Source organism: Pseudomonas kairouanensis (genome assembly GCF_004682055.1).
GTDB lineage: Bacteria > Pseudomonadota > Gammaproteobacteria > Pseudomonadales > Pseudomonadaceae > Aquipseudomonas > Aquipseudomonas kairouanensis.
The window spans coordinates 24,948-51,890 of sequence record NZ_QUZU01000041.1; the positions used below are offsets into that span (position 1 = coordinate 24,948).

At 61.6% G+C, this 26,943-nt stretch carries 27 protein-coding genes; 17 read left to right on the forward strand and 10 right to left on the reverse strand.

Going from position 1 to position 26,943, the window contains the following annotated elements; genetic code table 11:
• Positions 1-211 precede the first annotated feature (211 nt).
• A complete protein-coding gene (locus DYL59_RS24940; protein WP_135291575.1) occupies positions 212-523 on the forward strand; it encodes a hypothetical protein in 312 nt (103 codons plus the stop codon).
• 18 nt (positions 524-541) lie between these two features.
• Here DYL59_RS24940 and arsH read toward each other — a convergent pair whose 3' ends face one another.
• Genes arsH through DYL59_RS24955 form a run of 3 tightly spaced genes read right to left on the reverse strand, consistent with a single transcriptional unit; the run spans position 542 to position 2,088 of the window.
• Positions 542-1,234 (reverse strand): arsenical resistance protein ArsH, encoded by a 693-nt coding sequence (gene arsH, locus DYL59_RS24945; RefSeq protein ID WP_135291576.1) that lies wholly within the window; start codon positions 1,232-1,234, stop codon positions 542-544.
• A 12-nt stretch (positions 1,235-1,246) separates the two neighbouring features.
• Complete coding sequence (locus tag DYL59_RS24950) at positions 1,247-1,717, reverse strand: arsenate reductase ArsC (protein ID WP_135291577.1); 471 nt, start codon at positions 1,715-1,717, stop codon at positions 1,247-1,249.
• Between the two features lie 23 nt (positions 1,718-1,740).
• The gene (locus DYL59_RS24955) at positions 1,741-2,088 is read right to left on the reverse strand and encodes a metalloregulator ArsR/SmtB family transcription factor (protein WP_135291578.1); all 348 of its coding nucleotides are present in this window, start codon (positions 2,086-2,088) and stop codon (positions 1,741-1,743) included.
• A 218-nt stretch (positions 2,089-2,306) separates the two neighbouring features.
• Here DYL59_RS24955 and DYL59_RS24960 point away from each other — a divergent pair, with 218 nt between their 5' ends.
• The 6 genes from DYL59_RS24960 (at position 2,307) to DYL59_RS24985 (ending at position 8,878) form a co-directional block, all read left to right on the forward strand.
• Positions 2,307-3,116 carry a response regulator transcription factor gene (locus DYL59_RS24960; protein WP_135291579.1) on the forward strand — a complete coding sequence of 270 codons (810 nt, stop codon included), beginning with the start codon at positions 2,307-2,309 and terminating at the stop codon, positions 3,114-3,116.
• Between the two features lie 231 nt (positions 3,117-3,347).
• Complete coding sequence (locus DYL59_RS24965) at positions 3,348-4,463, forward strand: ABC transporter ATP-binding protein (RefSeq protein WP_135291580.1); 1,116 nt, start codon at positions 3,348-3,350, stop codon at positions 4,461-4,463.
• Between the two features lie 32 nt (positions 4,464-4,495).
• Positions 4,496-5,638, forward strand: coding sequence for an ABC transporter substrate-binding protein (locus tag DYL59_RS24970; RefSeq protein WP_135291581.1), 1,143 nt, complete (start codon positions 4,496-4,498; stop codon positions 5,636-5,638).
• A gap of 31 nt (positions 5,639-5,669) precedes the next feature.
• On the forward strand, positions 5,670-6,578 hold the full coding sequence (locus DYL59_RS24975) for an ABC transporter permease (protein ID WP_135291582.1): 909 nt from the start codon (positions 5,670-5,672) through the stop codon (positions 6,576-6,578).
• 1 nt (position 6,579) lies between these two features.
• The gene (locus DYL59_RS24980; protein ID WP_135291583.1) at positions 6,580-7,401 is read left to right on the forward strand and encodes an ABC transporter permease; all 822 of its coding nucleotides are present in this window, start codon (positions 6,580-6,582) and stop codon (positions 7,399-7,401) included.
• The gene (locus tag DYL59_RS24985) at positions 7,394-8,878 is read left to right on the forward strand and encodes an aldehyde dehydrogenase family protein (protein ID WP_135291584.1); all 1,485 of its coding nucleotides are present in this window, start codon (positions 7,394-7,396) and stop codon (positions 8,876-8,878) included. Before DYL59_RS24980 ends, DYL59_RS24985 begins: the two co-directional genes overlap by 8 nt.
• 15 nt (positions 8,879-8,893) lie before the next feature.
• On the opposite strand, the gene DYL59_RS24990 is transcribed toward DYL59_RS24985, so the two are convergent.
• On the reverse strand, positions 8,894-9,802 hold the full coding sequence (locus DYL59_RS24990) for a LysR family transcriptional regulator (RefSeq protein WP_135291585.1): 909 nt from the start codon (positions 9,800-9,802) through the stop codon (positions 8,894-8,896).
• A 204-nt stretch (positions 9,803-10,006) separates the two neighbouring features.
• Between DYL59_RS24990 and DYL59_RS24995 the strand changes: the two genes are divergently transcribed.
• Complete coding sequence (locus DYL59_RS24995) at positions 10,007-10,405, forward strand: helix-turn-helix domain-containing protein (RefSeq protein ID WP_135291586.1); 399 nt, start codon at positions 10,007-10,009, stop codon at positions 10,403-10,405.
• A 58-nt stretch (positions 10,406-10,463) separates the two neighbouring features.
• Positions 10,464-13,226 carry an ATP-binding protein gene (locus DYL59_RS25000; RefSeq protein ID WP_135291587.1) on the forward strand — a complete coding sequence of 921 codons (2,763 nt, stop codon included), beginning with the start codon at positions 10,464-10,466 and terminating at the stop codon, positions 13,224-13,226.
• Here DYL59_RS25000 and DYL59_RS25005 read toward each other — a convergent pair.
• The gene (locus DYL59_RS25005; RefSeq protein WP_135291588.1) at positions 13,173-14,642 is read right to left on the reverse strand and encodes an ATP-binding protein; all 1,470 of its coding nucleotides are present in this window, start codon (positions 14,640-14,642) and stop codon (positions 13,173-13,175) included. The genes DYL59_RS25000 and DYL59_RS25005 overlap by 54 nt on opposite strands.
• 150 nt (positions 14,643-14,792) lie before the next feature.
• Positions 14,793-15,743: a GlxA family transcriptional regulator gene (locus DYL59_RS25010; protein WP_135291589.1), complete on the reverse strand. Its 951-nt coding sequence runs from the start codon at positions 15,741-15,743 to the stop codon at positions 14,793-14,795.
• A 194-nt stretch (positions 15,744-15,937) separates the two neighbouring features.
• On the opposite strand from DYL59_RS25010, the gene DYL59_RS25015 reads away from it, so the two are divergent.
• Entirely contained in the window at positions 15,938-16,660 is a 723-nt protein-coding gene (locus DYL59_RS25015) for a pirin family protein (RefSeq protein WP_135291590.1), read from the forward strand.
• Positions 16,661-16,805: 145 nt separating this feature from the next.
• Positions 16,806-17,231: a phage infection protein gene (locus DYL59_RS25020; protein WP_135291591.1), complete on the forward strand. Its 426-nt coding sequence runs from the start codon at positions 16,806-16,808 to the stop codon at positions 17,229-17,231.
• Positions 17,232-17,318: 87 nt separating this feature from the next.
• Here the strand turns inward: DYL59_RS25020 and DYL59_RS25025 are convergent, their stop codons facing one another.
• Positions 17,319-18,209 (reverse strand): LysR family transcriptional regulator, encoded by an 891-nt coding sequence (locus DYL59_RS25025; protein ID WP_135291592.1) that lies wholly within the window; start codon positions 18,207-18,209, stop codon positions 17,319-17,321.
• Between the two features lie 120 nt (positions 18,210-18,329).
• Between DYL59_RS25025 and DYL59_RS25030 the strand changes: the two genes are divergently transcribed.
• The 5 genes from DYL59_RS25030 to DYL59_RS25050 all read left to right on the forward strand — a co-directional run bounded on the left by DYL59_RS25030 (position 18,330) and on the right by DYL59_RS25050 (position 22,824).
• On the forward strand, positions 18,330-18,764 hold the full coding sequence (locus tag DYL59_RS25030) for a GFA family protein (protein ID WP_135291593.1): 435 nt from the start codon (positions 18,330-18,332) through the stop codon (positions 18,762-18,764).
• A gap of 320 nt (positions 18,765-19,084) precedes the next feature.
• Complete coding sequence (locus DYL59_RS25035) at positions 19,085-19,813, forward strand: winged helix-turn-helix domain-containing protein (RefSeq protein WP_135291594.1); 729 nt, start codon at positions 19,085-19,087, stop codon at positions 19,811-19,813.
• Entirely contained in the window at positions 19,806-20,498 is a 693-nt protein-coding gene (locus DYL59_RS25040) for a YuxH family protein (protein ID WP_135291595.1), read from the forward strand. The genes DYL59_RS25035 and DYL59_RS25040 overlap by 8 nt, the downstream gene beginning before the upstream one ends.
• 31 nt (positions 20,499-20,529) lie before the next feature.
• On the forward strand, positions 20,530-21,189 hold the full coding sequence (locus tag DYL59_RS25045; RefSeq protein WP_135291596.1) for a winged helix-turn-helix domain-containing protein: 660 nt from the start codon (positions 20,530-20,532) through the stop codon (positions 21,187-21,189).
• A 243-nt stretch (positions 21,190-21,432) separates the two neighbouring features.
• A complete protein-coding gene (locus DYL59_RS25050; protein WP_135291597.1) occupies positions 21,433-22,824 on the forward strand; it encodes an undecaprenyl-phosphate glucose phosphotransferase in 1,392 nt (463 codons plus the stop codon).
• Here the strand turns inward: DYL59_RS25050 and DYL59_RS25055 are convergent, their stop codons facing one another.
• A complete protein-coding gene (locus DYL59_RS25055) occupies positions 22,825-23,946 on the reverse strand; it encodes an alkene reductase (RefSeq protein WP_135291598.1) in 1,122 nt (373 codons plus the stop codon). It abuts the gene before it with no gap.
• Between the two features lie 78 nt (positions 23,947-24,024).
• Positions 24,025-24,702 (reverse strand): type 1 glutamine amidotransferase domain-containing protein, encoded by a 678-nt coding sequence (locus tag DYL59_RS25060; protein WP_135291599.1) that lies wholly within the window; start codon positions 24,700-24,702, stop codon positions 24,025-24,027.
• A gap of 160 nt (positions 24,703-24,862) precedes the next feature.
• Here DYL59_RS25060 and DYL59_RS25065 point away from each other — a divergent pair, with 160 nt between their 5' ends.
• The gene (locus tag DYL59_RS25065; protein WP_135291600.1) at positions 24,863-25,807 is read left to right on the forward strand and encodes a GlxA family transcriptional regulator; all 945 of its coding nucleotides are present in this window, start codon (positions 24,863-24,865) and stop codon (positions 25,805-25,807) included.
• Here DYL59_RS25065 and DYL59_RS25070 read toward each other — a convergent pair.
• Entirely contained in the window at positions 25,785-26,291 is a 507-nt protein-coding gene (locus tag DYL59_RS25070) for a GNAT family N-acetyltransferase (protein WP_135291601.1), read from the reverse strand. The genes DYL59_RS25065 and DYL59_RS25070 overlap by 23 nt on opposite strands.
• Positions 26,292-26,943 lie beyond the last annotated feature (652 nt).

A 26,943-nucleotide genomic window follows, 5' to 3' on the forward strand; every position in this document is an offset into this window, starting at 1 on the left:
GGCGCCGATAACGCGCCTCCAGGCTGCCTGTTCACCCCCTGCTTTGCATCGCTGCACGGCCGACGCGCCCTAGAAAACCGTCATCCTGAGGCCAGTTTATGAACCTGATGTTACGGTGATGGCAAAAAAAACATCACGGTGACGAGAAGCCCGCTGCACTACACTTTCAAGCCTTACCGGCCCACTCCCCAGGGCTCGCCAGGAGGCTTTGATGAAACTGTTCCCCACCCTTGCCAGCCTGTTGCTCTGCAGTGCCTTGCCCTTTCTTGCCCATGCCGACAAGGCCGCCAGTACCTGCACCGAGGTTTCGGTAGACGGCTACAAGGCCCCCGACTACGGCTGCCTGAGCCAGCAGATGGGCAGCGACAGCAATGCCACCAAGGTGGCAAAAAAGAACCGGGAGGCGCAGAACATTGCCGTCGACAAACGCGCGCCGAATGCCGTGGGCTTGTCCACGCCAGCCGCTACCAGCGTGCGCATGGGCAACACCTTCGGCACCTCGGTGAAACCGCAGCGGCCCTGAGCAATGGCGGCGCCCGCCTCAGATTGATCGCTGGTTGACCCGTGCCATCAACTGCTGGGCGGTTTCCTTGCGCTCGGAGTAGCGATCCACCAGGTGGTCCTGGTGATCACGCAACAGCAGCGTAAACTTCACCAGTTCTTCCATGACATCCACCACGCGGTCGTAATACGGCGACGGTTTCATCCGGCCCCCGTCGTCGAACTCCATATAGGCCTTGGGCACGGACGATTGGTTGGGGATGGTGAACATCCGCATCCAGCGCCCCAGCACCCGCAGTTGGTTGACCACATTGAACGACTGCGAGCCCCCGCACACCTGCATCACCGCCAGTGTCTTGCCCTGGGTCGGGCGCACCGCGCCAAGCTCAAGCGGAATCCAGTCGATCTGCGCCTTGAACACACCGGACATCGCACCGTGGCGCTCAGGGGAACACCACACCTGCCCCTCTGACCACTGCACCAGCGCGCGCAGCTCCTGCACCTTTGGGTGCTCCACCGGCGCATCATCGGGCAGTGGCAAACCACTGGGGTCGAACACCCGTGTTTCGGCGCCCAAATGCGCCAGCAGGCGAGCAGCCTCTTCCACCAGCAAGCGGCTGAACGAACGTTCGCGGGTCGAACCATACAGCAGCAGGATGCGCGGTTTAGGCTGGACGGACGCGGGGCGCGGTGCAAACAGTTGCGCATCCAGATGAGGCAGTTGTTCCAGCATAAGTCCTCCGACTCAGAGCGTGCCGATGCGATCCAACTCACCTTTGAGTGGGTCGCGATTGAGCGTGGTGAAAGGCAGGTCGAAAAAAGCCCGGCAACGCCGCTCGATGTGCGCAAGCGTTGCAACGAAGGCCGCGTTGACTGCAGCGTCATCCCCTATGACGAGGGAAGGATCGTCCAGGCCCCAATGGGCCTTGAGTGCCGGGCCGAAGTAGACCGGGCACGATTCACCGGCCGCCTTGTCGCAAACAGTGATCACGATATCCGGCGGGCTGTCTGCAAACGCCTCGTTGCCCTTGCTGCTCAGCCCGAGCGGCGAAATACCAGCACGCTGCAGCGTCGCCAGGCTGCGCGGCAGCACTTGGCCCCTGGGGAAACTCCCGGAACTGACGGCGTGGAAACCTGGAGGCGCCAGGTGATTGAACAGCGCTTCACTCAAGATGCTGCGGCAGCTGTTGGCCGTGCACATAAACAGGACACGCATAGGACAGTTCGCTCCAGTAATTTTCAGCAACAGGCGCTTTCGCGCACCGGACGCCCGTGCATGCCTTGCAGGCGGGCAAAGTTGTCCTGCAGCCACGGGGCGTTTTCGCGCAACGTCACCCGCAGGATTTCATGTACCCAGGCTGGCAAGTCCGGGTTGAGTCGGTAGTAAACCCATTGGCCCTGGCGGCGATCCAGCAACAGCCCACTGCTGCGCAACTGGGCAAGGTGGCGGCTGATTTTCGGCTGGCTGTCCTCCATGGCGCACATCAGCTCGCAGACACACAGCTCACCATGGCCGGCGATCAGCAATACCGCGCGGGCACGGGTTTCGTCGGCCAGGTTCTTGAAGACTTCGGGGGGCGTGATCATGGCGTCGCTCATATATGTTTAGATACATATGCGCATATCCATATATATAAAACAAGTCACAGCCATCAACCGCAACGCAGAAACAAAAATGTAGCACTCGGTAACACCTCGCCCTGCCATGGGGCACGCCCCGCCACGCGGCGCCAGTAGCGGTGGGCCTGGGAGGCCATGGCGCAGTTCGTGCATCCACCGCCACTCCCTCCCCGACTGAACCCGCCATGCGCCCCAAGGAACTGAAACTCTGGACCACCGGTGTTGCCCACCTGCTGGACCTACCCGCCGGCCATGGGCGACTTGCCGGGCTCAGCCATTGGTTGCGCCAGGTGTGTCCGGTGGATCACTTCGTGCTGTTTGTCTACGAAGGCAACCACCGCCCACTGGCGTTGTTCGACACCTTCTGCGCCGACAAGCGCGGCGTGTATGTGGACGACTACCAATGCGGCCCGTACCTTCTAGACCCGTTCTACCTGGCCTGCACCCGTGGCCAGGCGCCGGGGTTGTGGCGTTTGCGCCAGTTCGCGCCAGACCACTTTTACCTCGGCGAGTACTACCTCACCTATTACCAGCAGACCGGGTTGGCCGAAGAAATCGCGTTTTTTGTCGACCTTGGCGCGGGAACCACGGCGGTACTGTCGTTGATGCGCTCCACCGCCAGCTGCGCATTCAGCCGTGATGAGATGCAGTTGATCGAATGTGCCCAGGCGGTGGTGGAGCAAGTGATCGGTGAAGCCTGGCGCTTGCGTCAGGCCCAGCAGCCGCGCCCGGCCCAGGACCTGGACTTCAAGATCCGCGAAGCCTTTGACCAGTTCGGCGCGCACATCCTCACCGGCCGCGAGCAGGAGATCGTGCAACTGCTGTTGCGCGGCCACTCCAGCGCCTCGGTGGCCGAACAACTGAGCATCAGCCCAGGCACGGTGAAGATCCATCGCAAGAACATCTACGCCAAGCTTGGCATTGGTAGCCAGTCGGAGCTGCTCGGGTTGTTTATCCGTGACCTCACTGGGCAAGAATTAGTAGCGGTCGCCTAACCTTATCTGGAGCAACACGGTTCAAATGTGGGAGCGGGCTTGCTCGCGAAAGCGGTGTGTCAGTCAACTCATTCATTGGCTGACACACCGCTTTCGCGAGCAAGCCCCCTCCCACATTTTGAACTGAGTCCGGCAAGTAACCCCGGTCTATCCCCCAAGGGATATATACACCCCCAAACCCCCATTGCTAATTTGGCCCTCGACGCAAACCTGCCTCAAGGAAGCCAGACCGTGAACGATACCTCGCCCAGCGACATCGAATTTTGCAACGTGGTCAAACGCTATGGCGCGGTGCAGGCCGTCAATGGCCTGAATTTCTCGGTACGCCGTGGCTCGTTCCACTCCTTTCTCGGCGGCTCGGGCTGCGGCAAGACCACCACCCTGCGCATGATCGCAGGCTTCGAACAACCCACCAGCGGCGAAGTACGCCTGGCCGGCCAGAACGTGGCAGGCGTACCGGCCTTCGAGCGGCCGGTGAACATGGTCTTCCAGCACTACGCGCTGTTCCCCCACCTGAGCGTGGCGCAAAACATTGCCTACGGCCTGCGCTACCGCACCCCGCGTCCGGACAAAAAAACCCAAGCGCGCATGGCTGACGAAGCCCTGGAGATGGTGCGCCTGAGCGGCTTCGGCCAGCGCAAGCCGAGCGAGCTTTCCGGCGGCCAGCAACAGCGCGTGGCCCTGGCCCGCGCCTTGGTGAACAAGCCCACGGTGTTACTGCTGGACGAGCCGCTGGCGGCACTGGACCGCAAGCTGCGCAAGGAGATGCAGTCGGAACTGCTGCGCCTGCAACGTGAAGTCGGCATCACCTTTGTGCTGGTCACCCACGACCAGGAAGAAGCCTTGTCCATGAGCGACAGCATCAGCGTGATGCACAACGGCTCGATCATCCAGACCGCCACCCCGGAGCAACTCTACGAAACCCCGGCCAGCCGCTACGTGGCCGACTTTATCGGCGAGTCCAACCTGTTCAACGGCACCGTGCGCCGCCTGCAAGGCAACGCCGTGGTGTTGCGCACGGCGCAAGGCCTGGAACTGACCAGCCCATTGACGCCCACCGGCCAGGCGCTGGGGGCGGACGCCGAAGGGTGCATCGCCGTGCGCCCGGAGCTGATCAGCATCGCCGCCACCGGCGCCGAACTGGCCCGCGAAGTCTCCCTGCCCGGCTGCGTAGAAGACCGCATCTACCTGGGCAACTCCACCGAATACCGCGTGCGCACCCAGGCCTTCGGCGTGGTCTGCGTGCGCGTGCCACGCCAGCAGGACCAAGGCCAGCAGGCGTTCGAACACGGCGCAGCGGTCAGCGTCGGCTGGGATCATGCCAATGGCCTGGCCATGGCGTTGTAAATCACTTTTCTCAAACGATTGTGGAGCGAGTCATGGACCAGAAAACCTTTCTAAAAACCCTGCGCAGCTGGCAGAACGGTTCCATCAGCCGCCGTGAATTCCTTGGCCGCACAGGCCTGGGGCTGGCCGCTGCGGTGGTCGCCACCAACATGCCGGGGCTGCTCACCTCCACCGCCGAGGCCGCCGAACAAGGCAAGCTGGGGGACCGCCTGTCGCTGGCCACCTGGCCCAATTACCACAGCCAGGAAAACCTCGACGCCTTCGCCAAGACCACTGGCGCGCGGGTGTCCATGAGCGTGTTCGGTTCCAACGAAGAGATGCTCGCCAAGCTGCAGGCCGGCGGCAGCGGCTGGGATGTACTGGTGCCCACCAACTACACCATCAGCACCTATGTGGGCCTGGGCCTGATCGAGCCGTTGGACCTGTCGCGCATCCCCAACTTCGACGCCTCGGCGTTCCAGCAAAAATTCATCGCCCAGGGCACGGTGGACGGCAAGGTCTACGCCGTGCCGAAAAACTGGGGCACCACCGGCATGTGCTACGACACCGAAAAACTCAAGAACGGCCCTACCAGCTGGAAGGCGTTCTGGGCCGCTGCCCAAGGCCCGGCCAGCGGCCGCACCATGGTCCACGACTACCAACTGACGGCCATCGGCAACGCCCTTAAAAGCTTCGGCTACAGCTTCAACTCCCTGGACCCTAGAGAGCTGGCCGACGCCGAAAAACTGCTGATCGAGGTCAAGCCGCACCTGTTCGCGATCAACTCGGACATCCAGCCGTCGATGCGCAGCGGCGATGCCTGGCTGGCCATGTCCTGGACCGGCGACGCTTCGCAGTTGCACCGCGACATGCCACAGATGCACTTCACCCTGGGCAAGGAAGGCGGCGAATTGTGGAGCGACTTCTTCGCCATCCCCAAAAGTTCGGAGCACAAGGACGCGGCCTACGCGTTTATCAACTACCTGCTCGACCCGCAACACAACAAGCTCGAAGTGCTCAGCCACGGCTACCCCAGCGGTGACAAGCGCGTCGACGCCCTGCTGCCGCCTGCCATGCTCGACGACCCGATCATGTACCCCGCTGCCGAAGCCCTCAGCCCGCTGGAGTTCGGCGCTGCCGCCACGCTCACCAGCCCTGCCCGTGCCGAGTTGATGGCGCGGTTCAAGTCCGCCTGATCGTCCAGCCATGGCCACTGAGGAGTCCCCCATGCATGCCGCCACTCACCCGTCCACGGTGACCGCCCTGCCCGTTGCCGCGCCTCCCCGACGCAGCCTCGGGCGGCGCATCACCCTGCTGATGCTGTTGCCCTCGACCCTGTGGTTCCTGCTGCTGTTGCTGATGCCGCTGGTGATCATCCTGGTCTTCAGCGTGGGCGAACGCAGTGCCGTGGGCGGTTATGCCGGTGGCTTCACCCTGGCCAACTACCTCAACCTGGGTTCGCGGGCGGCGGCGTTCGGCAACACGCTGATGCTGGCGCCGTTGGGCACCCTGGTGTGCCTGGTGGCGGCTTACCCACTGGCGTATTTCCTGGCGGTCAAGGTCAGCCGCAACCGCTCGCTGCTGCTGACCCTGGTGATCGTGCCGTTCTGGACCAGCTTCCTGATCCGCACCTACGCGTGGATCTTCATCCTCAGCGGCAAGGGCATTCCGGCGCTGCTGGCAAGCCTGGGCCTGGAGGATGTGCGGCTGATCAACACACCCTGGGCGGTGCTGATCGGCATCGTCTACGGCTACCTGCCGCTGATGGTGTTCCCGATCTACGTGAGCCTGGAAAAACTCGACAAACGCCTGCTGGAAGCCTCGGCCGACCTGGGGGCCAGCGCCTTCGAAAGCTTTCGGCGCATCACCTTGCCGCTGTCGGCACCGGGGATCATCACCGGGGTGATGCTGGTGTTTATCCTGCTGATGGGCGAGTTCCTGATCCCGGCGATCCTGGGCGGCGGCAAGGTGTTTTTTGTTGGCAATGCCCTGGTGGACCTGTTCCTGCAATCGCGCAACTGGCCGTTCGGCAGTGCGCTGGCCATGACGTTGGTGGCGATGATGCTGGTGATCATCGGCGTGTATTTGAAGCTGGTGGCGCGCTACGGCGGCCGCCCTGCCGATGGAGGCCTGTGATATGTGGCTGCGCAGTTATTCGACGTCGCTGTACCTGTTTTTGTATGCGCCCATCGCGCTGATCGTGCTGTTCAGTTTCAACGCCGGGCGCAGTGGCCTGGCGTTCGAGTGCTGCTCGGTGCAGTGGTTCGGCCGCGCGTTCAGCAACCCGTTCATCATGGAGGCGTTGGGGCACAGCGCATTTATTGCCCTGTGCTCGGCACTGATCGCCACGCTGTTCGGCACCCTGGCGGTGTTCGGCCTGCAACGCGCCGGGCCGCGAGTGCGCCTGTTGTTCGATGCGCTGACCTATTGCGCGATCATCGTGCCGGGCATCGTGATCGGCATCTCCACCTTGATCGCCTTCATCAGCCTGTTCGACCTGATCAACCCGCTGCTGGCCCGCCTGATACCGAGCCTGCCGCGCCTGAACATGGGGTTCTTCACCGTCATTGCCGCCCACTCGCTGTTCACCATGGCCCTGGTGATGGTGATCGTGCGCAGCCGCGTCGATACCCTCGACAAGGCCCTGCTGGAAGCCTCCGCCGACCTCTATGCGCCGCCGATGCAGACGTTCTGGCGCGTGACGTTGCCACAGATCAGCCCAGCGATCATGGCCGGCTTCCTGCTGGCGTTCACCTTCAGTTTTGATGACTTCATCATTGCGTTTTTTGTCGCCGGTTCCGAAACCACCCTGCCGATCTACATCTTTTCGTCGATTCGCCGTGGGGTCACGCCGGAGATCAATGCGGTGTCCACCGTGATCATCTGCGTGTCGCTGATCCTGCTGTTCACCTCCCGCCACCTGCAAAACCGCCGCACCCAGGAGCCTGCCCATGCATGACCATCTGTATATCAACGGCCAGTGGGTCAGCCCGGACCTGGGCGGCTACCTTGACGTGATCGACCCCGCCACCGAACAGGTGTTCGAGCGGGTTGCCGCCGGCACCGAAGAAGACATTGACCACGCCGTACGCGCTGCGCGACGGGCCTTCGACAATGGCTGGAGCCAAACCAGCGGCGAAGAACGCGGCCAATGGCTGGACGCCCTGGCCGACGAGCTGGAACGCGCCCAACCGGCCCTCGCCGAATTGGAAGTGCGCGACAACGGCAAACCCCTGCCCGAAGCGATGTGGGACGTGGGCGATGCCATTGGTTGTTTCCGCTATTACGCAAGCCTTGCCCGTGAACTGGATGGGCGCCAGGACCAACCACTGCCGCTGCCGGACGAGCGCTTTCGCTGCCGTATCCGCCATGAGCCCATCGGCGTGGCCGGGCAAATCATCCCCTGGAACTACCCGTTGCTAATGGCGGCGTGGAAGGTCGCGCCGGCGTTGGCTGCCGGCGCCACAGTGGTGCTCAAACCCTCGGAACTGACGCCCCTCACCGCCCTGGAACTGGCCGCAGCGGCCGACCGCATCGGCCTGCCCGCCGGGGTGTTGAACGTGGTCACCGGCCTGGGCATCGACGCGGGCAGCCCGCTCACCGAACACCCAGGCGTGGACAAACTGGCCTTCACCGGCAGCGTGCCCACCGGGGCCAAGATCATGTCGGCCGCCGCGCGGGACATCAAGAACATCAGCCTGGAGCTGGGGGGAAAATCCGCGTTCATCGTGTTTGACGACGCCGATATCGATGCGGCGGTGGAGTGGATCCTGTTCGGGATTTTCTGGAACCAGGGCCAGGTGTGCAGCGCCACGTCGCGCTTGTTGGTCCAGGACAGCATCGCTGGGCGCCTGCTCGACCGGCTGGTGGAAGAAACCCGCAAGATCACCATCGGCCCAGGCCTGGAACCAGGCGTGCTGCTCGGCCCCCTGGTCAGCCGAAGCCAATACGACAAGGTGCTCGGCTTTGTCGATCAGGGCCTGGCCAGTGGTGCACGCCTGCTCACCGGCGGCAAGCGCCCTGCCCACCTGGCCGAGGGTTATTTCATGGAACCGGCCATTTTCGACGAGCCCGCGCACAACAGCATCCTGTGGCGCGAAGAAGTGTTCGGCCCCTTGCTGTGTGTGAAGCGCTTCAAGACCGAGGAGCAAGCGGTGCAAATGGCCAATGCCAGCCGCTTCGGCCTGGCAGCCGCCGTGATGAGCGCCGACCCGCAGCGCAGCACGCGGGTGGCCAACCAGCTACGGGCCGGGATTGTCTGGGTCAACTGCTCGCAGCCGACTTTCGTCGAAGCGCCCTGGGGCGGGATGAAGCACAGTGGCATCGGCCGCGAGCTGGGGGAATGGGGGTTGCACAACTACCTGGAGGTCAAGCAGGTCACGGAGTACACCAGTGACCAGCCGTGGGGGTGGTACCTGAAGCAGGCCGGTGGATGACAGCGTCGCCCAGGCCTAGAGTACCCGCGACATATGCTCGGCAATCCGGCCGCGCAACCAACGTTCGGCGGGGTCATTGTCATGTACCCCGCTCCACACCATCGACAGCTCGGCCGCATCAATGTCAAACGGCGGGTCTTCAGCACGCAGCGTGGTGCCTTCGGTCAAGGCACACGCCGCATAATCCGGCACGGTCGCAATAATCTGCGTACCCGCCAGCAACGCGCGCAAACCGCTGAATTGCGGCACCGCCAGCACCACCCGACGGGCCCGGCCGATGCGCGCCAGGTCCAGGTCGATATTGCCGCTCAAATCCCCCGAGAACGACACCATCGCATGGGGCCGCTCGCAGTAGTCATCCAGGGTCAAAGGCGCCACGCCGTCATCCCCACGCAATACCTTGCACGGAATGTCGCGAAGTTTCTTGCGCTTGGCGTTGGCCGGCAGTTCGGTGGTGTAGCTCACCCCCACGGTGATTTCACCGCTGGCCAGCAGCGACGACATCAACAGGTAATTGGCGCGACGCACCACCACCACAATCCCCGGCGCTTCCTCGCGCAGTTGGCTGAGCAGCGGCGGGAACAGGCCAAATTCGGCGTCGTCGGACAGGCCGATACGGAACACCGCGCAGCTGGTGGAGGGGTCGAAATCCTTGGCGCGGCTGACGGCGCCCGAAATGATGTCCATGGCCGGTTGCAACTCCTTGAGTATCGCCACGGCGCGTGGCGTGGGCTCCATGCCCCGTCCGTTGCGCAACAGCAACGGGTCGTCGAACAGATCGCGCAAGCGTCCCAGTGCCGCGCTCACCGCCGGTTGGCCCATGAAGAGTTTCTCGGCGACCCGGGTCAGGTTCTTCTCGAACATCAACGCTTCGAAAATCACCAACAGGTTCATGTCGACGCGGCGCAGGTCGTTGCGGTTCATGGTGGTATCCAAACGGTTGGCAAGCTCATAGATAAGCACGCAAAACGCTGCCTGGATTGCACCCTTGTGCTGTCTTTTCGACGACCGCATCTGGCGAAATTAACAACGATTAACTCGTCAGCCAGGCGGTCCGGCAACAAGATAGGTCCGGTCTACACTGCATCCATTCACCGGGAACGCTCCCATCGACTGCGGATTTTCGTCATGGCCCGACTTGAGCAGCCTGCTCCTCGCTTATCCGCTACCGGAGGCCTATGCCCTCGGCGCGAGCGTATCGCCAAGCAACTTATTTTGGCCAACCTCGGCGAAAGCCTGGCCATCGCCGACCTGGCCCAGGCCTGCGCGTTGTCGCGCAGCCATTTTTCCCGTGCGTTCAAGTGCACCACCGGGCTGTCGCCTCAGGAATGGATACGCCAACAGCGCATCCAGCGGGCCAAGGAGCTGATCACCAGCTCGGCCCTGAGCCTGACGCAAATCAGCCTGGAGTGCGGTTTTTGCGACCAGGCGCACTTCTGCCATATGTTCACCCGCAGCGAAGGCGTCAACCCGATGACCTGGCGAAACCACCAAATGCGTCACAAGCCTCAGGTGATCGCGGCCTAGTGGTATGCGTGCGCCTGGAATATGCTTGCCCGACCCTTTTCCCAGAGCCTGGGCAACCATGAGTGACGACAGCGATCAGGCCGTGCATTTCGGCCCCTACCGCATCCACCCCCACCAGCGTCTGGTGCTGGAGGCTGGCCGGCCGCTGCGCCTCGGGCGCCGGGCGGTGGAGATTCTGCTGATCCTGCTGGAGCAGGCTGGCAATGTGGTGAGCAAGCAGGAACTGATTGCTCGGGTCTGGCCCAAAAGCGTGGTGGAAGACGGCAACCTGCGGGTGCACATGGCGGCGCTGCGCAAGGCCCTGGGCGATGGCCAGGCCGGGCAGCGTTATATCGTCACCGTGGCCCAGCGTGGCTACAGTTTTGTTGCGCCACTGAGCATCGAGCCAATGAGCCTACCCGACGAAGGCGCCCCGCAATGCCAAGGGCACAACCTGCCCTTGCGCCGCACACGGATGATCGGCCGCCAGGCCCTGATCGACAGCCTGGTGCAGCAGTTGCCCGAGCAACGCTTTATTACCCTGACCGGCGCCGGCGGCATCGGCAAGACCACGGTGGCCTTGCGCGTGGCCGAGTTGCTGATCGGCCATTACCGCGACGGTATTCGCCTGCTGGACCTGGCGCCGCTGAGCGCAGCGTCGATGATCCTGCCCAACCTCGCCGCCCTGCTCGACCTTACCCACTCCGAGCAAGAGCCCCTGGTGACATTCGCCCGCAGCCTGCAGGAGCGCCAGCTACTGCTGGTGATCGACAACTGCGAGCACCTGCTGGACGACATCGCCCTGATCAGCGAAACCCTGCTGCGCCATGTGCCCAAGCTGCATATTTTGGCCACCAGCCGTGAAGCACTGCGTGCCGAAGGCGAGTCGGTGCAACGCCTTGAACCGCTGGCCTGCCCACCTGCCACCGGCAACCGTGCCCAGGCCCTGGGCTACCCGGCCCTGCAACTGTTGATCGAACGGGCCATGTCCCATCAGGACAGCTTTGAGCTGAGCGAAGCCGAACTGCCCCTGGCGATTGATATCTGCCAGCGCCTGGACGGCATCCCGCTGGCCATTGAACTGGTGGCGGCGCAGATTGAACGCTTCGGCCTGCCGGGGCTGCTGGTGCAGATGGAAGATAACTTCCGTCTGCTGACCCGTGGCCGGGACAGCGACCTGCCTCGTCATCAAACCCTGCGCGCCACGCTGGACTGGAGCTTCGAACTGCTGACAGGCTGCGAGCAGATCTGCTTGCGCCGCCTGGCAGTGTTTCGTGGCGGGTTCAGCCTGGCCAGCGCGGCGGCCGTGATCGCCGGCGAGCAGATCGCACCGGCCGAAGTACTGGGTTCCATCACCCAACTGGTGGCCAAATCCCTGCTCAATGTGGAAGCCGGTGATGACGAGATGGTCTATCGCCTGCTGGACATTACCCGCACCTACGCCCTGGAAAAACTCAGCGTTGCCGGCGAACTCGATGCCACCCGCGAGCGCCACGCCGACCGCTGCCTGGCCCTGATGAACCAGGCGCAGGACGACTGGGAAACCACCGCCACCCAAGTGTGGATCGACCGCTACGCGCCACTGCGCGAGGACGTGCGTGCCGCCCTCGACTGGGGCCTGGGAGACGGCGGCGTGCACTTGCTGGGCATTCGTTTGACGGTGAGTGCCATGCCGTTGTGGCAGGAACTGTCACTGCTGCGCGAACACGGCCTGTACGTGGGCAAGGCGCTGGCGCGGCTGGAGCAGTCGAACGCACCGAACCCCCGCCTGCATATGTCTTTGCAACTGGCACTGGGCAGTTTTTCGTATCACACCCAGGGCGGCACGCCGCAGACCATTGAGGCCTTTACCTGCGCCCGGCGCCTGGCAGAGGCCGGCAAGGACTTGGCCGGACAACTGCGGGCGGTATCGGGGCACATGGCGGTCAACCTGTGCAGCGGCAACTACCGGGAGGCCCTGGCGCAAAGCCTGCACTTCGACCAACTGGAGCCCAAGGCAGAGCCGTTGCTGGCCCTCAGCGCCCAGCGCCTGCGCGTGTTGGCACAGCATTACGCCGGTAACCAGGCGCTGGCGCAGCACAACGCCGAACAGGTGATCCAGCGCATGGCCCAGAGCGGCCACCTCAACCGCTTTACCCATGGCTTTGGCGTGCAATACGACCAGAGCGTCGCCTCGCTGACGGTGCTCGCGCGCATTCTGTGGCTGCGCGGGTTTCCAGAGCGCGCCTGGCGCACGGCAACCCAAGCGCTGGCATTGGCGCTGCAGATCAACCATGGCACGTCGATCTGCTACACCCTGGCCCTGGCTGGGGTGGTCATTGCCCACTACACCGGCGACACCGCTGCCGCCCGCCACAACCTCGACCTGCTGCTGCAACAGGCGCAAAAGCATTCGGCGCAGTTGTTCCAGACATGGGCGCGCTGCTACGCAGGCACGCTGCGGATGGCGGATGTACACGGGTTGGGATTGGTCGAAGACACCTTGGTTACCTTCAACACCCTTGATGTGACCGAGGCTGGGTTCGAGCGCGCCCGAAACGGCGAGGCTGGCTGGTGCACCCCGGAGATCCTGCGGGTGCGTGCCGAAGGTATGACAGATAAACGTGCCGCCGAAGCAATGCTGCTGGAGGCCCTGGGCCTGGCGCACCAGCAAGGCGCGCTGGCCTGGGAGTTGCGTTGTGCAACATCGCTGGCGCGGCTATGGCAGCAACAGGGGCGCCTACAGGCGGCGCAGGATGTGTTGAACTCGGTCTATGGGCGGTTTACCGAAGGCTTTGCCACCCAGGACCTAGTCCGCGTACGCAGCCTGCTCGACGAGTTGCAGGACAAACGGCCGGCCTGAGAACGGCCCCAGGTAATGCCCATAGCCCTGTTGCAAACGCGCCACCTGCACCGGGTCGCGCAGGTGGGCCAGCGCATAGGTGCGCACGCAGTTGAGCAGGCGGTAGCGCGGATAGCCCGGTCCCGGCTCAAGGCTGAGCAACGAGGTGTTGACCAGGCGACCGAGCAGATAAGCAAGGTCGGCGTGTTCCAGCTCCGTTCCGGCCACCAGTTCGCTCAAGGCAGGCAAACTCACCGCCATCTTGAACAAGCTCAATTGCAGGAACAGCCAGCGCTCCGGCAAGCTGAGGCGCTCGTAGGTCCAGTCCAGGGCCGCCACCAGTGACTGGTGGCGCTCCACCGCCGTGCGCCGGCCTCGGGTCAGCACCTGCAAGCCACGCCGCAATTGCGCTTGCAAGCCGCGCACGCCCAGGGCATCCACTTGGGCTGCGGCCAATTCCAGGGCCAGCGGGATACCGTCAAGGCGCCGGCAAATGTCCCGCAGCGGTGCCAGGTCCTGGGGCCGCAAGACAAAACCCTGCTGGCTGGCGCAAACCCTTGCCACAAACAGTTGGACCGCAGGGTACGCCATTGCGTGTTCCACACTGCCCAGCGCCTGGGGTGCGGGCGTTGCCAAGCGGGGTACAAGCTGCACCCACTCGCCGGCGATCTGCAACGGCTCGCGGCTGCTGACCAGTACGCTGACGTTCGGAGCTTTTTCACGCAGCACCCTTAGCAGATGCCGGCAGGCGCCCAACAACAGGTCGGCACCGTCGAGCACCAGCAACAATTGCCGGGAGGCCAATTGGCGGGACAACTCCGTGGCACTGGTGCAGGGCTCCAGGTGCAACGCCGTGGCCAAGTGGCGCAGCATGGTCATGGGGGCTTGCACGGTGGCCAGGTCCACCCACCACACACCATCGCGGTAACGCGGCAACACCCGCTCGGCCAGGGCCAGGGCCAGGCTGCTTTTACCCACGCCGGCGCAACCGGTGAGGGTCATCAAGCGTTGCCCGGACAGGCGTCGCACCAGCACGCCCAACAGCTCATCGCAGCCCATCAACGGGCTGAGCCGCGCCGCCAGGTTATGCCGGGGCGCCAAGTGCTGGATCGCGCCATGGACGGGCGCGGCAAAGCAGTAGCCACGCTGGGGGTCGTTGAGGATAAAACGCTGGCCATCGAGGGCCCGGCGCAGTGCGGCGATATGCACCCGCAGGTTGTTTTCTTCCACCACGCTGCTTGGCCAGACCCGCTCGATCAACAGAGCCTTGCTGACAAACTGCCCTGGCGCTTCCAGCAGCACGGCCAGGATATCCAGCGCACGCCCACCCAAAGGCACCGGCCAGCCGGCCTTGCTCACCAGCCGCTGTTGGCGGTGAAAGGCATAGGCACCGAAGCGCACCGTGCCATCAACGTCAGTCGCCTGAGGGTTGTTCATGGTCTGTAATAGCGCTGAAACACCCGGCCTTGGGCGTTTGCGCATCCTTTTCCGTGGGCTTGCAGCTATCTTGCCAGCTCGCGATGACAGGACAATGCTGGCACAGGGAGCGACACGGACAATCGGGTGCGCCAGACGGACATTGTGTCGTTAACTGAACTGCTGTCGGTATTGAGTGGGGTTGAGGCCGAGCTTTTCGCTAAATAGATAACGCATATAGCGCACGCTGCCGAAGCCTGCGTGGAACGCCACGGTCTTGAGCGGCAGGTCGGTGGTTTCCAATAATTGGCGTGCACGGTCGATGCGCGCGCCCTGCAAAAAGGCCATGGGGGTCATCTGCACGTCCTTGGCAAACAGCCGCGCGAAGTGACGTGCGCTCATGCCGGCCAACTCCGCCATGGACTCAATGGTGAAGGGTTGGTCCAGATGCGCCAGCACATGGTTCTGCACCCGGGTGATGGCGGTTTCCTGGGTCGCCACCGCCGCTGTCATCGGACTGAACTGGGCCTGGCCGCCCTGGCGTTTCATCACCACCAACAGCACTTTTGCCACATCGACCGCGACTTGTTTGCCATGGTCCTGGGCCACGATCGACAACGCGAGGTCGATACCTGCGGTGACCCCGCCCGAAGTGATCAAGCGTCCATCCTGCAAGTAGATGCGATCCGTCTCGACGACGGCCTTGGGAAACGCCTTGATCAACCGCTCGGTGTAGTGCCAGTGGGTGGTCACGCGGTGATCGTCCAGCAGCCCGGCGTGGCCGAGCACAAAGGCCCCAGTGCAGATCGACCCGAAGCGCCGCGCCCGTGGGGCCGCGGCCTTGAGCCAAGGTAGCAGCGCAGGGTGGCATTCGTTATAAGCACCGGGACCGCCAGGGACCAATAGCAAGTCGTAGGCGCCATCGGCCTGATCCAGCACCAGGTCGGTATGCACCACCACGCCATTGGAAGCACGCAACGGTCCAGGCTCGGTGCCGATGGTGAGGATCTGGTAGTGCAAAGGCGCCGGCAGGTAGCGGTTGGCAATGGAAAACACTTCGAGCGGCCCGGCCATGTCGAGCAGGAGGAAGTCCGGGAACAGCGCCATGGCCACGGTTTTCATAGGTCAAGAACATCCATCGAATAGAGAGTAACTGAGGGTGCGGGTCGGGCATTATGGCATGTCTTTTATTGTCAATCCAAAAGGGACAGTTATTCAGAACTCAGCTTCTTAATGAATTTTCCAGTAACCATTAATCTTCTTCTCAACGCAGGAGCCCTGCATACCGCAGCCCGCTCCCACTTGAGGACAAGACCATGCTGACCCTTCGCAAAGCTTCCGAACGCGGCGCCGCCAATCACGGTTGGTTGAAGTCGTTCCACACCTTCTCGTTCGCCAACTACTGGAACCCGCAGGAACAGGGTTTTTCCGACCTGCTGGTGATCAACGATGACCGCGTCATCGCCGGTAAAGGCTTCGGCCAGCACCCGCACCGCGACATGGAGATTTTCTCCTATGTGCTCGAAGGCGCCCTGGAACACAAGGACACCCTGGGCACCGGCTCGGTGATCCGCCCTGGCGATGTGCAACTGATGAGCGCCGGCAGCGGCGTGGCCCACAGCGAGTTCAACCACAGCCAGACCCGTGGTGTGCACTTCCTGCAAATCTGGATCGTGCCTGCCGTGGCCGGTGCCGAGCCGCGCTATCAACAGGAGCATTTCAGCGAATCGCAGAAACGTGGGCGCTTGCAGTTGATCATCTCGCCAGACGGCGCCGACGGCTCCCTGACGGTGCGCCAGGACGCACGGGTGTATGCCGGGCTGTTCAACGCCGATGAAGCCGCAACCCTCGACCTGGCGCCGGACCGCCATGTGTACATCCATGTGGCCCGAGGCAGCGTTGAAATCAACGGCCAGCGCTTGCAGGAAGGCGACGGTGCCCGAGTGCGCGACGAACGCCAGATCCGCCTCAGCCACGGCGAGGACGCCGAGGTGCTGGTGTTTGACCTGCGCCCCAACGAACTGCCGCAGATGCCATGACCTGCCCTGCGATAGCCCGCAATAACGGGCTATCGCTGGCATCGATAGTCACCATCAGCGCAATGAAGTTCTCTTAAAAAATGCAACGCGTAACATCAAACCCATACCCAGCGACACCCAACTAAAACACTTGGAGCACACACTCATGAAACGCCAAATCTTGCTTAGCCTCGCTTTCTCGGTACTTGCAGCCAACGCTTTTGCCCACCCTGTTGTCGCTGAAGGCGGCGCGGATCGCCTGATGGAAAGTCGTGTTGCCGAAGGCGGCGCGGATCGCCTGCTGGAACGCCGTGTTGCCGAAGGTGGCGCTGATCGCCTGCTGGAACGTCGTGTTGCCGAAGGTGGTGCAGATCGCCTGCTGGAACGTCGTGTTGCTGAAGGTGGTGCAGATCGCCTGCTGGAACGTCGTGTTGCTGAAGGTGGTGCTGATCGCCTGCTGGAACGCCGTGTTGCCGAAGGTGGCGCTGATCGCCTGCTGGAACGTCGTGTTGCCGAAGGTGGCGCTGATCGCCTGCTAGAACGCCGCGTTGCCGAAGGTGGTTCTGATCGCCTGCTGAGCACCCGCGTATAACCCCGCACTGCTTGCGGGGCACCCCAAACCGGCCTGATCAGCCGGTTTTTTTTCGCCTGTCATTCAGAGGTCTCGTCGTTTCGTTCCTTACGCCGCCAGGAAGTCCGCCATCCCCGCCCCCACCGCCTCAAACACCCCCGCCACCCGTAGCACCCGGCGCATGTCCTGATGCATGGCAACCCACACATCCACGTCAAACCCCAGTTGTTCAGGCAGTACCCGCACCAGGCCATGACGCCGCGCCAACTGGCGGGGGCACACGCCGATCCCGAGGCCCGCGCGCAGGGCAGAAAATTGGGCCAGATGGTCATCTGTGCGGATCACCGTGTGGGCTGAGGCGCAGTCGAAACCTTGCTGCTGGAGAACCTCAATCTGCGCCAGGTCACGGTCCGGGCCGATCACCGGGTAATCCTGCAACTGCGCCATCGTCTGGGGCATACCCACCTCGGCCAGCAACCCGGCAGTGGCATAGAGGCCGACGTGCAAATCCCCCACTTTGCGCGTGACTACGGCAGCCCCGGTAGGCCGGCGGATACGTACCGCCACATCCGCCTCCTGCTGGGCCAAGGCCTGCAAACGGTTGGACACGTTCAACTCGATGGCTACATGCGGGTGGCTGCGACGCAGGGGGCGCAACAGGGCAGGCAATACTTCAACCCCCAGTAACGGGCCGCTGGTGAGCCGCACTGTGCCGCCGGCCGTCGCGGTGTCCGCTGACGCCGCGCGGTTAAAGGCGTTTGCCGCCACCGCCATGGCCTCCACGTGCCCGATCAGTTCGCGGGCCATGTCCGTGGGAAGCAGGCCTTGGGGCGAACGGATAAACAAGCTGACCCCAACACTGTGCTCCAACGCCTCGATACGCCGCCGCGCCGTAGCCTGGGCGATCCCCAGCAAACGCGCGGCGCCGGAGAGGCTGCCGGTACGCAACACAGCCAGAAAGGCGCGTTGGGTTTCCCATTGAAGTAAAGGGGCGTTCATACATTTCCTGTGAGCCGGTGGGCAGTTTTGGCGGATGTTTTTTGCCTGGACCTTGAGGCAAGCTGGGGGAGCATACCCGATGGGCCATGCATTCACGCCGAGACAAAAGGACCGACCCCCATGATGTTCACAGGCCAATGCCGTTGCGCCGCCGTTACCTATCAGCTTGATCTGCCCGCTCTCCCCCCGATTTACGCGTGCCACTGCCAGCACTGCCAGACCTGGAGCGGCAGCGCCTTCGCCCTGCATGCCTTGCTACCGGCAACCGCGTTACAGGTGCAGGGACCTACGACTGAATACGCCTACGACATGGATGGCCAGCGCTCCACGCACCAACTGTGCGCGCACTGCCATACGCGTATCTGCAACACCACCACGGCGGCACCGGGCCTGCAGGTATTGCGGGTTGGCACTTTGGACAACAGCCCGGCACTGGCACCGGTGGCGCACATCTGGACTAGCCGCAAACAGCCCTGGCTGACGCTGCCGGAAGGCATGCCGGTGTGGCCACAAAGCCCAACGCCGCAAGCGTTCGCCCAAGCCTTGTCGATCTAATCATTGCATCCCCTTCCACCATTGAATTGCCAGGCCGCCTGAGTGCGGCCACCCCCTTGCCTAATCAGGCAGGTTTAACCCCTGCCCAGACAAAAAAAACCTTTGGGCTAAAATACTTATCGAGCATTAGAAATATGCACTAGCATATGAATAAGCCGTCGTAGTTGCCCTCGCAATAACCACCCTCCCCGCAGCCCTCGTAAAAACAAAGTGGCCAATGTTAAAATTTGTCACGTTTTACCGTATTCAATTCGATTAGTATCTAAACGCTAGCGGCGATTGAACTGACGGCCTTGCATGCCGGGAAAGGGAGTAGGGTGATGCATTTTTCCAATGTCCTCGCTATTGCACGGACTCAATCGAAATCGGAGGACTTTCGGGAGCTTATAGTTCGCACTGTACCGAACCATTTAAAAGTCGATACATGTTGCTACGGACAACTAATTGACACCCAGGAAAGTCGCGCACACTACCGTGCCATCATTATAGAAATTGATACACCCTCCGCCAGCAACCTCACGCTGGACATAATAAAAAAGACCCGCGATGAAAACCCGGACTGCACCATCTTTGTCGTTGTGACCTTTGCCTCTACTCTGAGCAAGACCAAATACTACCTGGCCGGTGCAGACTACTGCATCAAGGTGGTAGAAACTTCCCCGGAAAAAAAATCTAGCCTGTTTGATGCCTTTCTCAGCGAGAGCGTCAGGCTGAACCACTGTGGCTTGGTGTTGGACCAGGACCGCATGTGTATTTATGGCGATGGAAAAAAGCTGGAAATATCATTCGTTGAAATGAAAGTGCTTGAGGCGCTTATTCAACACCGCCTGCTCAGCCACAACGAAATTGCCGAGGTCATGGGGCTTAACACCAAGTACTACGATTCCCGTGCACTGGAAAAGTCCATCAGCCGCCTGCGCAGTAAAATCAAGACGCACTACGGTGAGAACATTATTCAAAACATCCGTGGTTATGGGTACAAACTCAACCTCGGTCTTATTTGCGCCAACCATTTGCCCGCCAACAAGGAGAGGTCGGACCGTGAATAGCGAGACGGTATCAGTGGCCCCTACACCGGACATCGCGTTTGTTCGTCAGGCAATCGTGACGCGTAGCCATGCCTTGTGGGGCAGCGAAGTGCGCGTAGTGGGTGCTCCGGTTGACAGCGCTTATAGCGAGGCGCTGGCACATATCCGCCCGAGAAATAAAACGTTCAAGACGGCCAGTATGGCGGTGAGCCACAAGTTTCTGCGCCTGCCTCAATCTACCCTGATGAACGATGCCGCACTCAATGACATTATCCGCGTGTCCCAGGCCCTGGAAAAACAACAACAGACACTTACCCTTAGCCTCGACAATGCACTGGACACCCTGCCCGGCCCGGTAGAGCGCCGCGCCATGGTGCGTCAGTTATATAAGTTGAAGGACCAGAGCGGTATCAAGTTGGCCTACAACAACTACAGGCTCGATACAAAGCCCGCGGACCTGCTGATTGGCCTGGCGCTCTATGACTTTATCAAAATGCCCTTTCCCGATTCCGCCCTGCGACTGAGCCTGAACACCCGTTCGGGCCTGTTCGACTGCCTTTACGATCGAATGCTGGAGCTGATCAATACGACCCGGGTGTGCTTCATCGCCGACCATGTCGAGTTCTCCGACAGTGCCATGCTGGCTAAAAACTTGCCGTTCGAATACTTTCAGGGCGGCTATTACTCTCCTGCTGACCGTTTATAACACCTGCACTTTCTATCTATTGGTGGACACTATGAGCTCACTCAAGAAACACGCCTTCACGCCGACATTGCCGGCGATTGCATTGAAGGACTTTACGCCCAATACAGAGTTATTCCACTACGACCCAAGCGCGGTGACGCCCCTGGAAAGCCTCGATAACAACTTGGTGCTCTCACACCTGCGCATCACGGCAGACGAGTCGAAGCATATCGCCAAGCGGTTAAATACCTATGTCATTACGCATAGGTTCACCCTGCCCTCCCCATTGTTTCACTCAGCCCGGCAAGAATCTCGGGCACCGGCTGAAAGTGACGACAATACCCACACTCGCGCCCAGGATATAAACCCAGACCGAACGCAATTACACGCACAGGATTTCTGGCTGTTGACCCAACACGACCGTACCTTGGTCAAAGGGGGTTTGCGCATTTCATTAACCACCATTGAATCGGCACTGGTCAAAAAGATGCTGCACCATGAAGAACGCGTGGTCAGTAAAGAAGAGTTGATCCGCAATATCGGGCGCGAGCCAGAGCAGTACCGGGGTTTGGAAATGTGTTTGAGCCGACTGCAAGAAAAGTTTAAACGCGCCAATGACGGCGAACGACTTTTCCGTGCGGTGAGAAACCGCGGCTATTGCCTGACGCAGAAAATAAAAAAGCCACTTGAGCTTGGCCAGACCCGTCGTTAAAAAATAAAAATACAGTAGACCCTATTAATCACCCTGCCTATTACCCACTCTTTAGCCTGCCCTTTTATAACACCCCCGCCTTTAAAAAAGCCTGACCTTGTTATAAGTCGTCAGCCACGGTTCTGCGCCCTTTATTACTATTCATGGGCACGCGTTCGCGCGTGCCTGCCCTCTTATTTCAATTAAAGCTTAACGGGTTCAACCCCTGCCATCACATGCGTGGTCATCCGCAGGAGCAGCACTATGCTTACTAACACTAGAATGCAACGCAACCTGACCCCCAGGGGTTTGACGTTCTGGGGTCAATGGACACTGGCATCAACATTGGTCGTGGCCCTGTTGTTTGTATTGGTGATTTCGAAGACCGGCCAATTGGAATATCCCTATCGGGTTTTAGCGGCGTTTACGATATTAGCCTCTCTCCCGGCTTATATGCTTTTTGATGTCTACAGCAAAAAAGATGACTATGCCGTTGGCCTGGGCCGGCTGTTCATGGGGTGGTTGCTGACGATGGGCATCGTGTTTGCGGTGGGCCTGGCGTGTGAGGCCAGTTCATTGTTTACGCTGGAAACCTTGCTGCTGTGGGCGGCGATCAGCTATCCGCTGCTCGCACTTTGTTATACACCCATCCATAGTTTGTCCAAGTATTATCACCGCCAACTTCACGAACGCCAGAAATCATTGATTGTCGGGACCGGCAAACTCGCCACCGACCTGGCCAAGACCCTGTCCAGACAGAAACGCTCCCCCCTGGTCGGGCTGGTCGGCAGCCGTGTCGACGCCCCGGCCGATGCCCAGGCCCAGATACTCGGCGAGCTGCCGCAATTGCCGCAGTTGATCAAGCAACACGGCATCCGCCGCCTCTACATCACCCATTCCCTGCAAGAGGCCACCCATATAGAGGCGTTGTACCTCAACCTGCTGGACATCAGCGTGGACGTGATCTGGGTGCCTGACCTGAACAATATGCTGCTGCTCAACCACTGCGTGGCCGAAGTGGACGGGCTGCCGGCGATTTTCCTCAACGAAAGCCCGCTGACCAGCCGCCCCACTGCCGCCCTGAGCAAATCACTGCTGGACAAGTGCTTGGCACTGCTGGCGATTATCCTGCTCAGCCCACTGCTGCTGCTGTTTGCCCTGTTGATCAAGCTCACCTCCCCGGGCCCGGTGATCTTCAAGCAAGACCGCCACGGCTGGAATGGTGAAGTGATCAAAGTCTGGAAGTTTCGCTCCATGCGCCTGCATGACGACCACGAAGTACGCCAGGCCAGCCGCAACGACTCACGCATCACGCCGGTGGGGCGATTTATCCGCCGCACCTCCATCGACGAACTGCCGCAACTGTTCAACGTGCTGCAAGGGCACATGGCCCTGGTTGGCCCACGGCCCCACGCGATTGCGCACAACGACTACTACTCAGGCAAAATCCGCGCCTACATGGCGCGCCATCGCATCAAGCCTGGCATCACGGGACTTGCCCAGGTCAATGGCTGCCGGGGCGAAACCGAAACCCTGGAAAAAATGCAACAACGCGTCGACATTGACCTGCGCTACATCAACACCTGGTCGCTGTGGCTGGACCTGAAGATCCTGATCAAGACGCCCTTTACCTTGCTGTCCAAGGACATCTACTGACTAGCGGTAGGCCGGGTAATCGATGTAGCCCTGCGCCGAGCCGCCGTACATCCCTTCTGCCTGCAGCGGGTTCAGCGGCCAGCCGTTGAATAGCCGTTGTGGCAGATCGGGGTTGGCAATGAACGGTCGGCCAAACCCAATCAGGTCCGCCAGCCCGGCCTCCACCAGTCTGGCCCCGCGTTCGGCCGTGTAACGCCCGGCGTAGATGATCCGCCCGCTGAAGGTGTCGCGCACCGCCTGGCGGAACGTGAGGGGTAGTTCCGGCGCGTTGTCCCAGTCTGCCTCGGCAAGGGAGACATAGGCGATTCCCGCCGCTTCCAGCACTTTGACCGCTTCGATATAGACGTGATGCGGGTCTTCTTCCACCAGGCCAATGTACACACGGTCCTGGTCGGTGCCACTGAACAGGGGTGAAAAACGCACACCCAGACGTTGCGGGCCGACCGCATCGCTCACGGCCTCAACGATTTCGCGCAGGAAACGCAGGCGGTTTTCCAATAAGCCACCGTATTCGTCATCGCGCTGGTTGGCGTGGGCCGATAGGAACTGATTGACCAGATAACCGTTGGCCGAATGAATCTCCACCCCGTCAAACCCGGCAGCTATCGCGTTACGTGCTGCTTGCGCATACAGCCCGACCAACGCCTTCACCTCCGGCGTACTCAGTGCGCGGGGCACGGGCGGCTGTACCAACTCACCCGCGCCCGGCGCCGTTTCAATGAACGCCTTGACCTGGCTCGGCTGGATCGCAGACGGCGCGACCGGTGCCGCGCCATCAGGCTGCAAGTCATTGTGAGACACACGCCCCACATGCCAGAGCTGGGCAAAGATCACCCCACCTTCGGCGTGCACCGCATCAGTGACTTTACGCCAGCCAGCAACCTGCGCAGCGCTGTAGATACCCGGCGTCCACGCATAGCCCTGGCCACGGGGTTCGATCTGCGTACCCTCGCTGACCATGAACCCGGCGTTGGCGCGCTGGCGGTAATACTCGGCCATCAGGTCAGTGGCGATATCACCCGGTTGTGCGCTGCGCTGGCGGGTCAGCGGCGGCAGCACGATACGGTTGTTCAGGCGGTGCTGGCCCAGCGTTACCGGGGTGCTTAGAACGTGGTCGGTCATGTGAGGTTTTCCAAATCCTGGACGAACAAATGCATTGACGACGCCTGAGCGTCGCCAACCCTTAACGTGATAAATGATTTAAGCGGTAAGTTTGAGCAGCGCCTTGGCCACATCGCTGGAGCTGCCAGGGTTCTGCCCGGTCACCAGCAAGCCATCGACGATCACGAAGGACTGCCAGTCGGCGCCCTTCTCGTAGTGGCCGCCCAGCTTCTTGAATTCATCTTCAATCAAAAATGGCACCACATCGGTCAACGCCACTGCATCTTCTTCGGAGTTGGAGAACCCGGTGACGCGACGCCCCTTGACCAACGGCGCGCCATTGACCGCCTTGACGTGGCGCAATGCGCCCGGTGCGTGGCACACAAAGCCGATGGGCTTGCCAGCGCGCTCGAAGGCTTCGATCAGCGCGATGGAGGTTGGCGACTCTGCCAGGTCCCACAACGGGCCGTGGCCGCCTGGGTAGAAAACGGTGTCGAAGTCGGCGGCGTTGACGCTGTCCAACTTCACCGTGGTGGCCAGGGCTTGCTGGGCCGCAGGGTCGGCGGCGAAGCGGTGGGTTTGCTCGGTCTGGAAGTCCGGCAGGTCGCTCACCGGGTCCAGCGGCGGCTGGCCGCCGGCGGGGGAAGCCAGCACGATCTGGGCGCCGGCGTCCTTGAACGCGTAATAGGGTGCTGCAAACTCTTCGAGCCAGAAGCCGGTCTTGCGGCCGGTGTTGCCCAACTGATCGTGAGAGGTCAATACCATCAATACTTTCATTGTCGAGTGCCTCGGGATGACTGTGGGATGAAGCTTAGGAGTGTGGGCGTGCAGTCACAACGTCATATCCGCAAGGTTTCCGGACACAGCCCGATGGCAGTTGCCGTTTGACCGCCAGCCGCCGACAATCCCACCTCACCTGCCCCACTGGAGAAACACGATGCACAGCGTTGCGCTGCTGGTTTACCCCAATTTCGAATGTTTGAGTCTCAGCGTGGGCTCGGTGTTCGAGTGCGCGAACCTGTTGCGGGGCGAGCCGGCCTATGAATTTCACTTGGTGTCGGAAAGCGGCGGCGCGGTGATGACGTCCCAGGGCTTTTCGGTGAATACCACGCCAATCCGCGCCGAGGGCTATGACACGCTGATCGTCGGCGGCTACATGGAGTTCCGCCTGCCGGAGGCGAGCCTGCTGGAACAGGTCAAGGCAGCCTCCGCGCAATCGCGGCGTGTCGCCTCGTTGTGCATGGGCATCTTCGTGCTGGCCGAAGCCGGTCTGCTGGAGGGCAAGCGCACCACCACCCACTGGATTCACGCACCGGCCTTTCGCAAGCGCTACCCGCATATCCAGCTGGAAGAAGACAAGTTGTTCGTGGTGGATGACCAGGTGTGGACCGGCGCCGGCATGAGCGCCGGAGTAGACCTGGCACTGGCCATGGTGGAGAACGACCTGGGCAGCGACCTGGCCCGGCGGATTGCGCGCAAGCTGGTGATCGCCCAGCGTCGGGGCAGCGAGCAGTCGCAGTTGTCTGCCTTGCTGGAGCTGGACCCCAAATCAGACCGCGTGCAACTGGCCCTGGCCTACGCCCGCGAGAACCTCACCCATGACCTGTCGGTGGATGCCCTGGCCGATGTGGCGCGGCTCAGCCCACGCCAATTCAGCCGGGTATTTCGCGAAGAAACCGGCCGCACGCCGGCCAAAGCCATCGAATACCTGCGGGTGGAAGCCGCCCGGGCAATGATGGAAACCAGCCGCCACCCGGTGGAAGTGGTGGCCCGCGAAACCGGCTTCGGTGATCGCGAGCGCATGCGCCAGGCCTTCCTGCGGGCTTTCGGGCAACCGCCCCAGGCGATGCAGCAGGCGTTTAATGCAACGCTGCCCGCGTGATCAGGTAGCTCACCAACTGCGGGTCATCATCCAGTTCCAGGGTTTGCACCGGGCGCGGCAGGTTGTCCAGCACGGTGCGCCAGAACGCTTGGGATACTTCGTCCTGGTCGTAGAAACGCACCAGCCAATTGGCCTCGCCGCTGCACAGCACCTGGCTGGCGATGGCACGGCCGATGCCTTTGCGGCGGTAGCGCTTGAGGATGAACAGGTCGGCCAGTTCCAGGCCGTCGAAGCCGGGTAACTCGCTGCCTTCGATCAACAGGAAGCCGGCGATATAGCCGTCCACCAGCAGCAGGTTGGCGCTCCATTGCGGGTCTTGCCAGTAGCGGGCCAGGTGTTCGTCATGGATGTAGAAGCGGCCGTCCACTTCTACATCTTCCTGCTCCCAGTCCGACGACTCGTAGGCGTAGTACTGGTAGAGATTGCGGATCAGCTCGACATCTTCGGGGCCGGTCTGGATCAATTCGACGGTGGTTTCAGGCATGGGACTCTCGGTGAAAAAACGCAGGGCGCCATTGTTCACAAAACCTGGAACCAGTCCAATAGCCCGGCGAACCTTTCTACTGGCTGAACCGATCGTAAATAGGTGTCACCCCTCCCGAATCCCGGAAACATTTCAAATAAACTCCGCCAAGCTTTGTAGTGACCGGACTTGCCCGCGCTGGGGGGCGGAGCAATTGTGGCGGTGAGCACTGGCTTGCTGAGCTGATGCAAGATCCCATGTGTGCGGGGTTGCTCGCGAATACGGTGGTTCAGGCGCAGGATAGTTGCCAGCAGTACCACCGCCTTCGCAGCCTCGCTAAAGCTCGACAGCTCCCACAGTTGACCGAGCTCAGCCCCTGAAATGCGATCAACTGTGGGAGCGGGCTTGCTCGCGAATGCGGTGGTTCAGGCGCAGGATAGTTGCCAGCAGTACCGCCGCCTTCGCAGCCTCGCTAAAGCTCGACAGCTCCCACAGTTGACCGAGTTCACCCCTTGAAATGCGATCAAACTGTGGGAGCGGGCTTGCTCGCGAAGGCGGCGGTTCAGGCGCAGGATAGTTGCCAGCAGTACCGCCGCCTTCGCAGCCTCGCTAAAGCTCGACAGCTCCCACAGTTGACCGAGTTCATCCCTTGAAATGCGATCAACTGTGGGAG

Excerpts from the sequence above, each read along its gene's own strand:
- DYL59_RS25000 (WP_135291587.1), top strand. The coding sequence starts at position 10,464 with ATGAGTGACGACAGCGATCAGGCCGTGCATTTCGGCCCCTACCGCATC.
- DYL59_RS24995 (WP_135291586.1), top strand. The coding sequence starts at position 10,007 with ATGGCCCGACTTGAGCAGCCTGCTCCTCGCTTATCCGCTACCGGAGGC.
- DYL59_RS25070 (WP_135291601.1), bottom strand. The coding sequence starts at position 26,291 with ATGCCTGAAACCACCGTCGAATTGATCCAGACCGGCCCCGAAGATGTC.
- DYL59_RS25050 (WP_135291597.1), top strand. The coding sequence starts at position 21,433 with ATGCTTACTAACACTAGAATGCAACGCAACCTGACCCCCAGGGGTTTG.
- DYL59_RS25010 (WP_135291589.1), bottom strand. The coding sequence starts at position 15,743 with ATGAAAACCGTGGCCATGGCGCTGTTCCCGGACTTCCTCCTGCTCGAC.
- DYL59_RS24955 (WP_135291578.1), bottom strand. The coding sequence starts at position 2,088 with ATGATCACGCCCCCCGAAGTCTTCAAGAACCTGGCCGACGAAACCCGT.
- DYL59_RS25025 (WP_135291592.1), bottom strand. The coding sequence starts at position 18,209 with ATGAACGCCCCTTTACTTCAATGGGAAACCCAACGCGCCTTTCTGGCT.
- DYL59_RS25015 (WP_135291590.1), top strand. The coding sequence starts at position 15,938 with ATGCTGACCCTTCGCAAAGCTTCCGAACGCGGCGCCGCCAATCACGGT.
- DYL59_RS24960 (WP_135291579.1), top strand. The coding sequence starts at position 2,307 with ATGCGCCCCAAGGAACTGAAACTCTGGACCACCGGTGTTGCCCACCTG.
- DYL59_RS25030 (WP_135291593.1), top strand. The coding sequence starts at position 18,330 with ATGATGTTCACAGGCCAATGCCGTTGCGCCGCCGTTACCTATCAGCTT.
- DYL59_RS25060 (WP_135291599.1), bottom strand. The coding sequence starts at position 24,702 with ATGAAAGTATTGATGGTATTGACCTCTCACGATCAGTTGGGCAACACC.
- DYL59_RS25045 (WP_135291596.1), top strand. The coding sequence starts at position 20,530 with ATGAGCTCACTCAAGAAACACGCCTTCACGCCGACATTGCCGGCGATT.
- DYL59_RS25035 (WP_135291594.1), top strand. The coding sequence starts at position 19,085 with ATGCATTTTTCCAATGTCCTCGCTATTGCACGGACTCAATCGAAATCG.
- DYL59_RS25020 (WP_135291591.1), top strand. The coding sequence starts at position 16,806 with ATGAAACGCCAAATCTTGCTTAGCCTCGCTTTCTCGGTACTTGCAGCC.
- DYL59_RS24975 (WP_135291582.1), top strand. The coding sequence starts at position 5,670 with ATGCATGCCGCCACTCACCCGTCCACGGTGACCGCCCTGCCCGTTGCC.
- arsH (WP_135291576.1), bottom strand. The coding sequence starts at position 1,234 with ATGCTGGAACAACTGCCTCATCTGGATGCGCAACTGTTTGCACCGCGC.
- DYL59_RS24940 (WP_135291575.1), top strand. The coding sequence starts at position 212 with ATGAAACTGTTCCCCACCCTTGCCAGCCTGTTGCTCTGCAGTGCCTTG.
- DYL59_RS25065 (WP_135291600.1), top strand. The coding sequence starts at position 24,863 with ATGCACAGCGTTGCGCTGCTGGTTTACCCCAATTTCGAATGTTTGAGT.
- DYL59_RS24980 (WP_135291583.1), top strand. The coding sequence starts at position 6,580 with ATGTGGCTGCGCAGTTATTCGACGTCGCTGTACCTGTTTTTGTATGCG.
- DYL59_RS25055 (WP_135291598.1), bottom strand. The coding sequence starts at position 23,946 with ATGACCGACCACGTTCTAAGCACCCCGGTAACGCTGGGCCAGCACCGC.
- DYL59_RS25005 (WP_135291588.1), bottom strand. The coding sequence starts at position 14,642 with ATGAACAACCCTCAGGCGACTGACGTTGATGGCACGGTGCGCTTCGGT.
- DYL59_RS24985 (WP_135291584.1), top strand. The coding sequence starts at position 7,394 with ATGCATGACCATCTGTATATCAACGGCCAGTGGGTCAGCCCGGACCTG.
- DYL59_RS24970 (WP_135291581.1), top strand. The coding sequence starts at position 4,496 with ATGGACCAGAAAACCTTTCTAAAAACCCTGCGCAGCTGGCAGAACGGT.
- DYL59_RS24990 (WP_135291585.1), bottom strand. The coding sequence starts at position 9,802 with ATGAACCGCAACGACCTGCGCCGCGTCGACATGAACCTGTTGGTGATT.
- DYL59_RS24950 (WP_135291577.1), bottom strand. The coding sequence starts at position 1,717 with ATGCGTGTCCTGTTTATGTGCACGGCCAACAGCTGCCGCAGCATCTTG.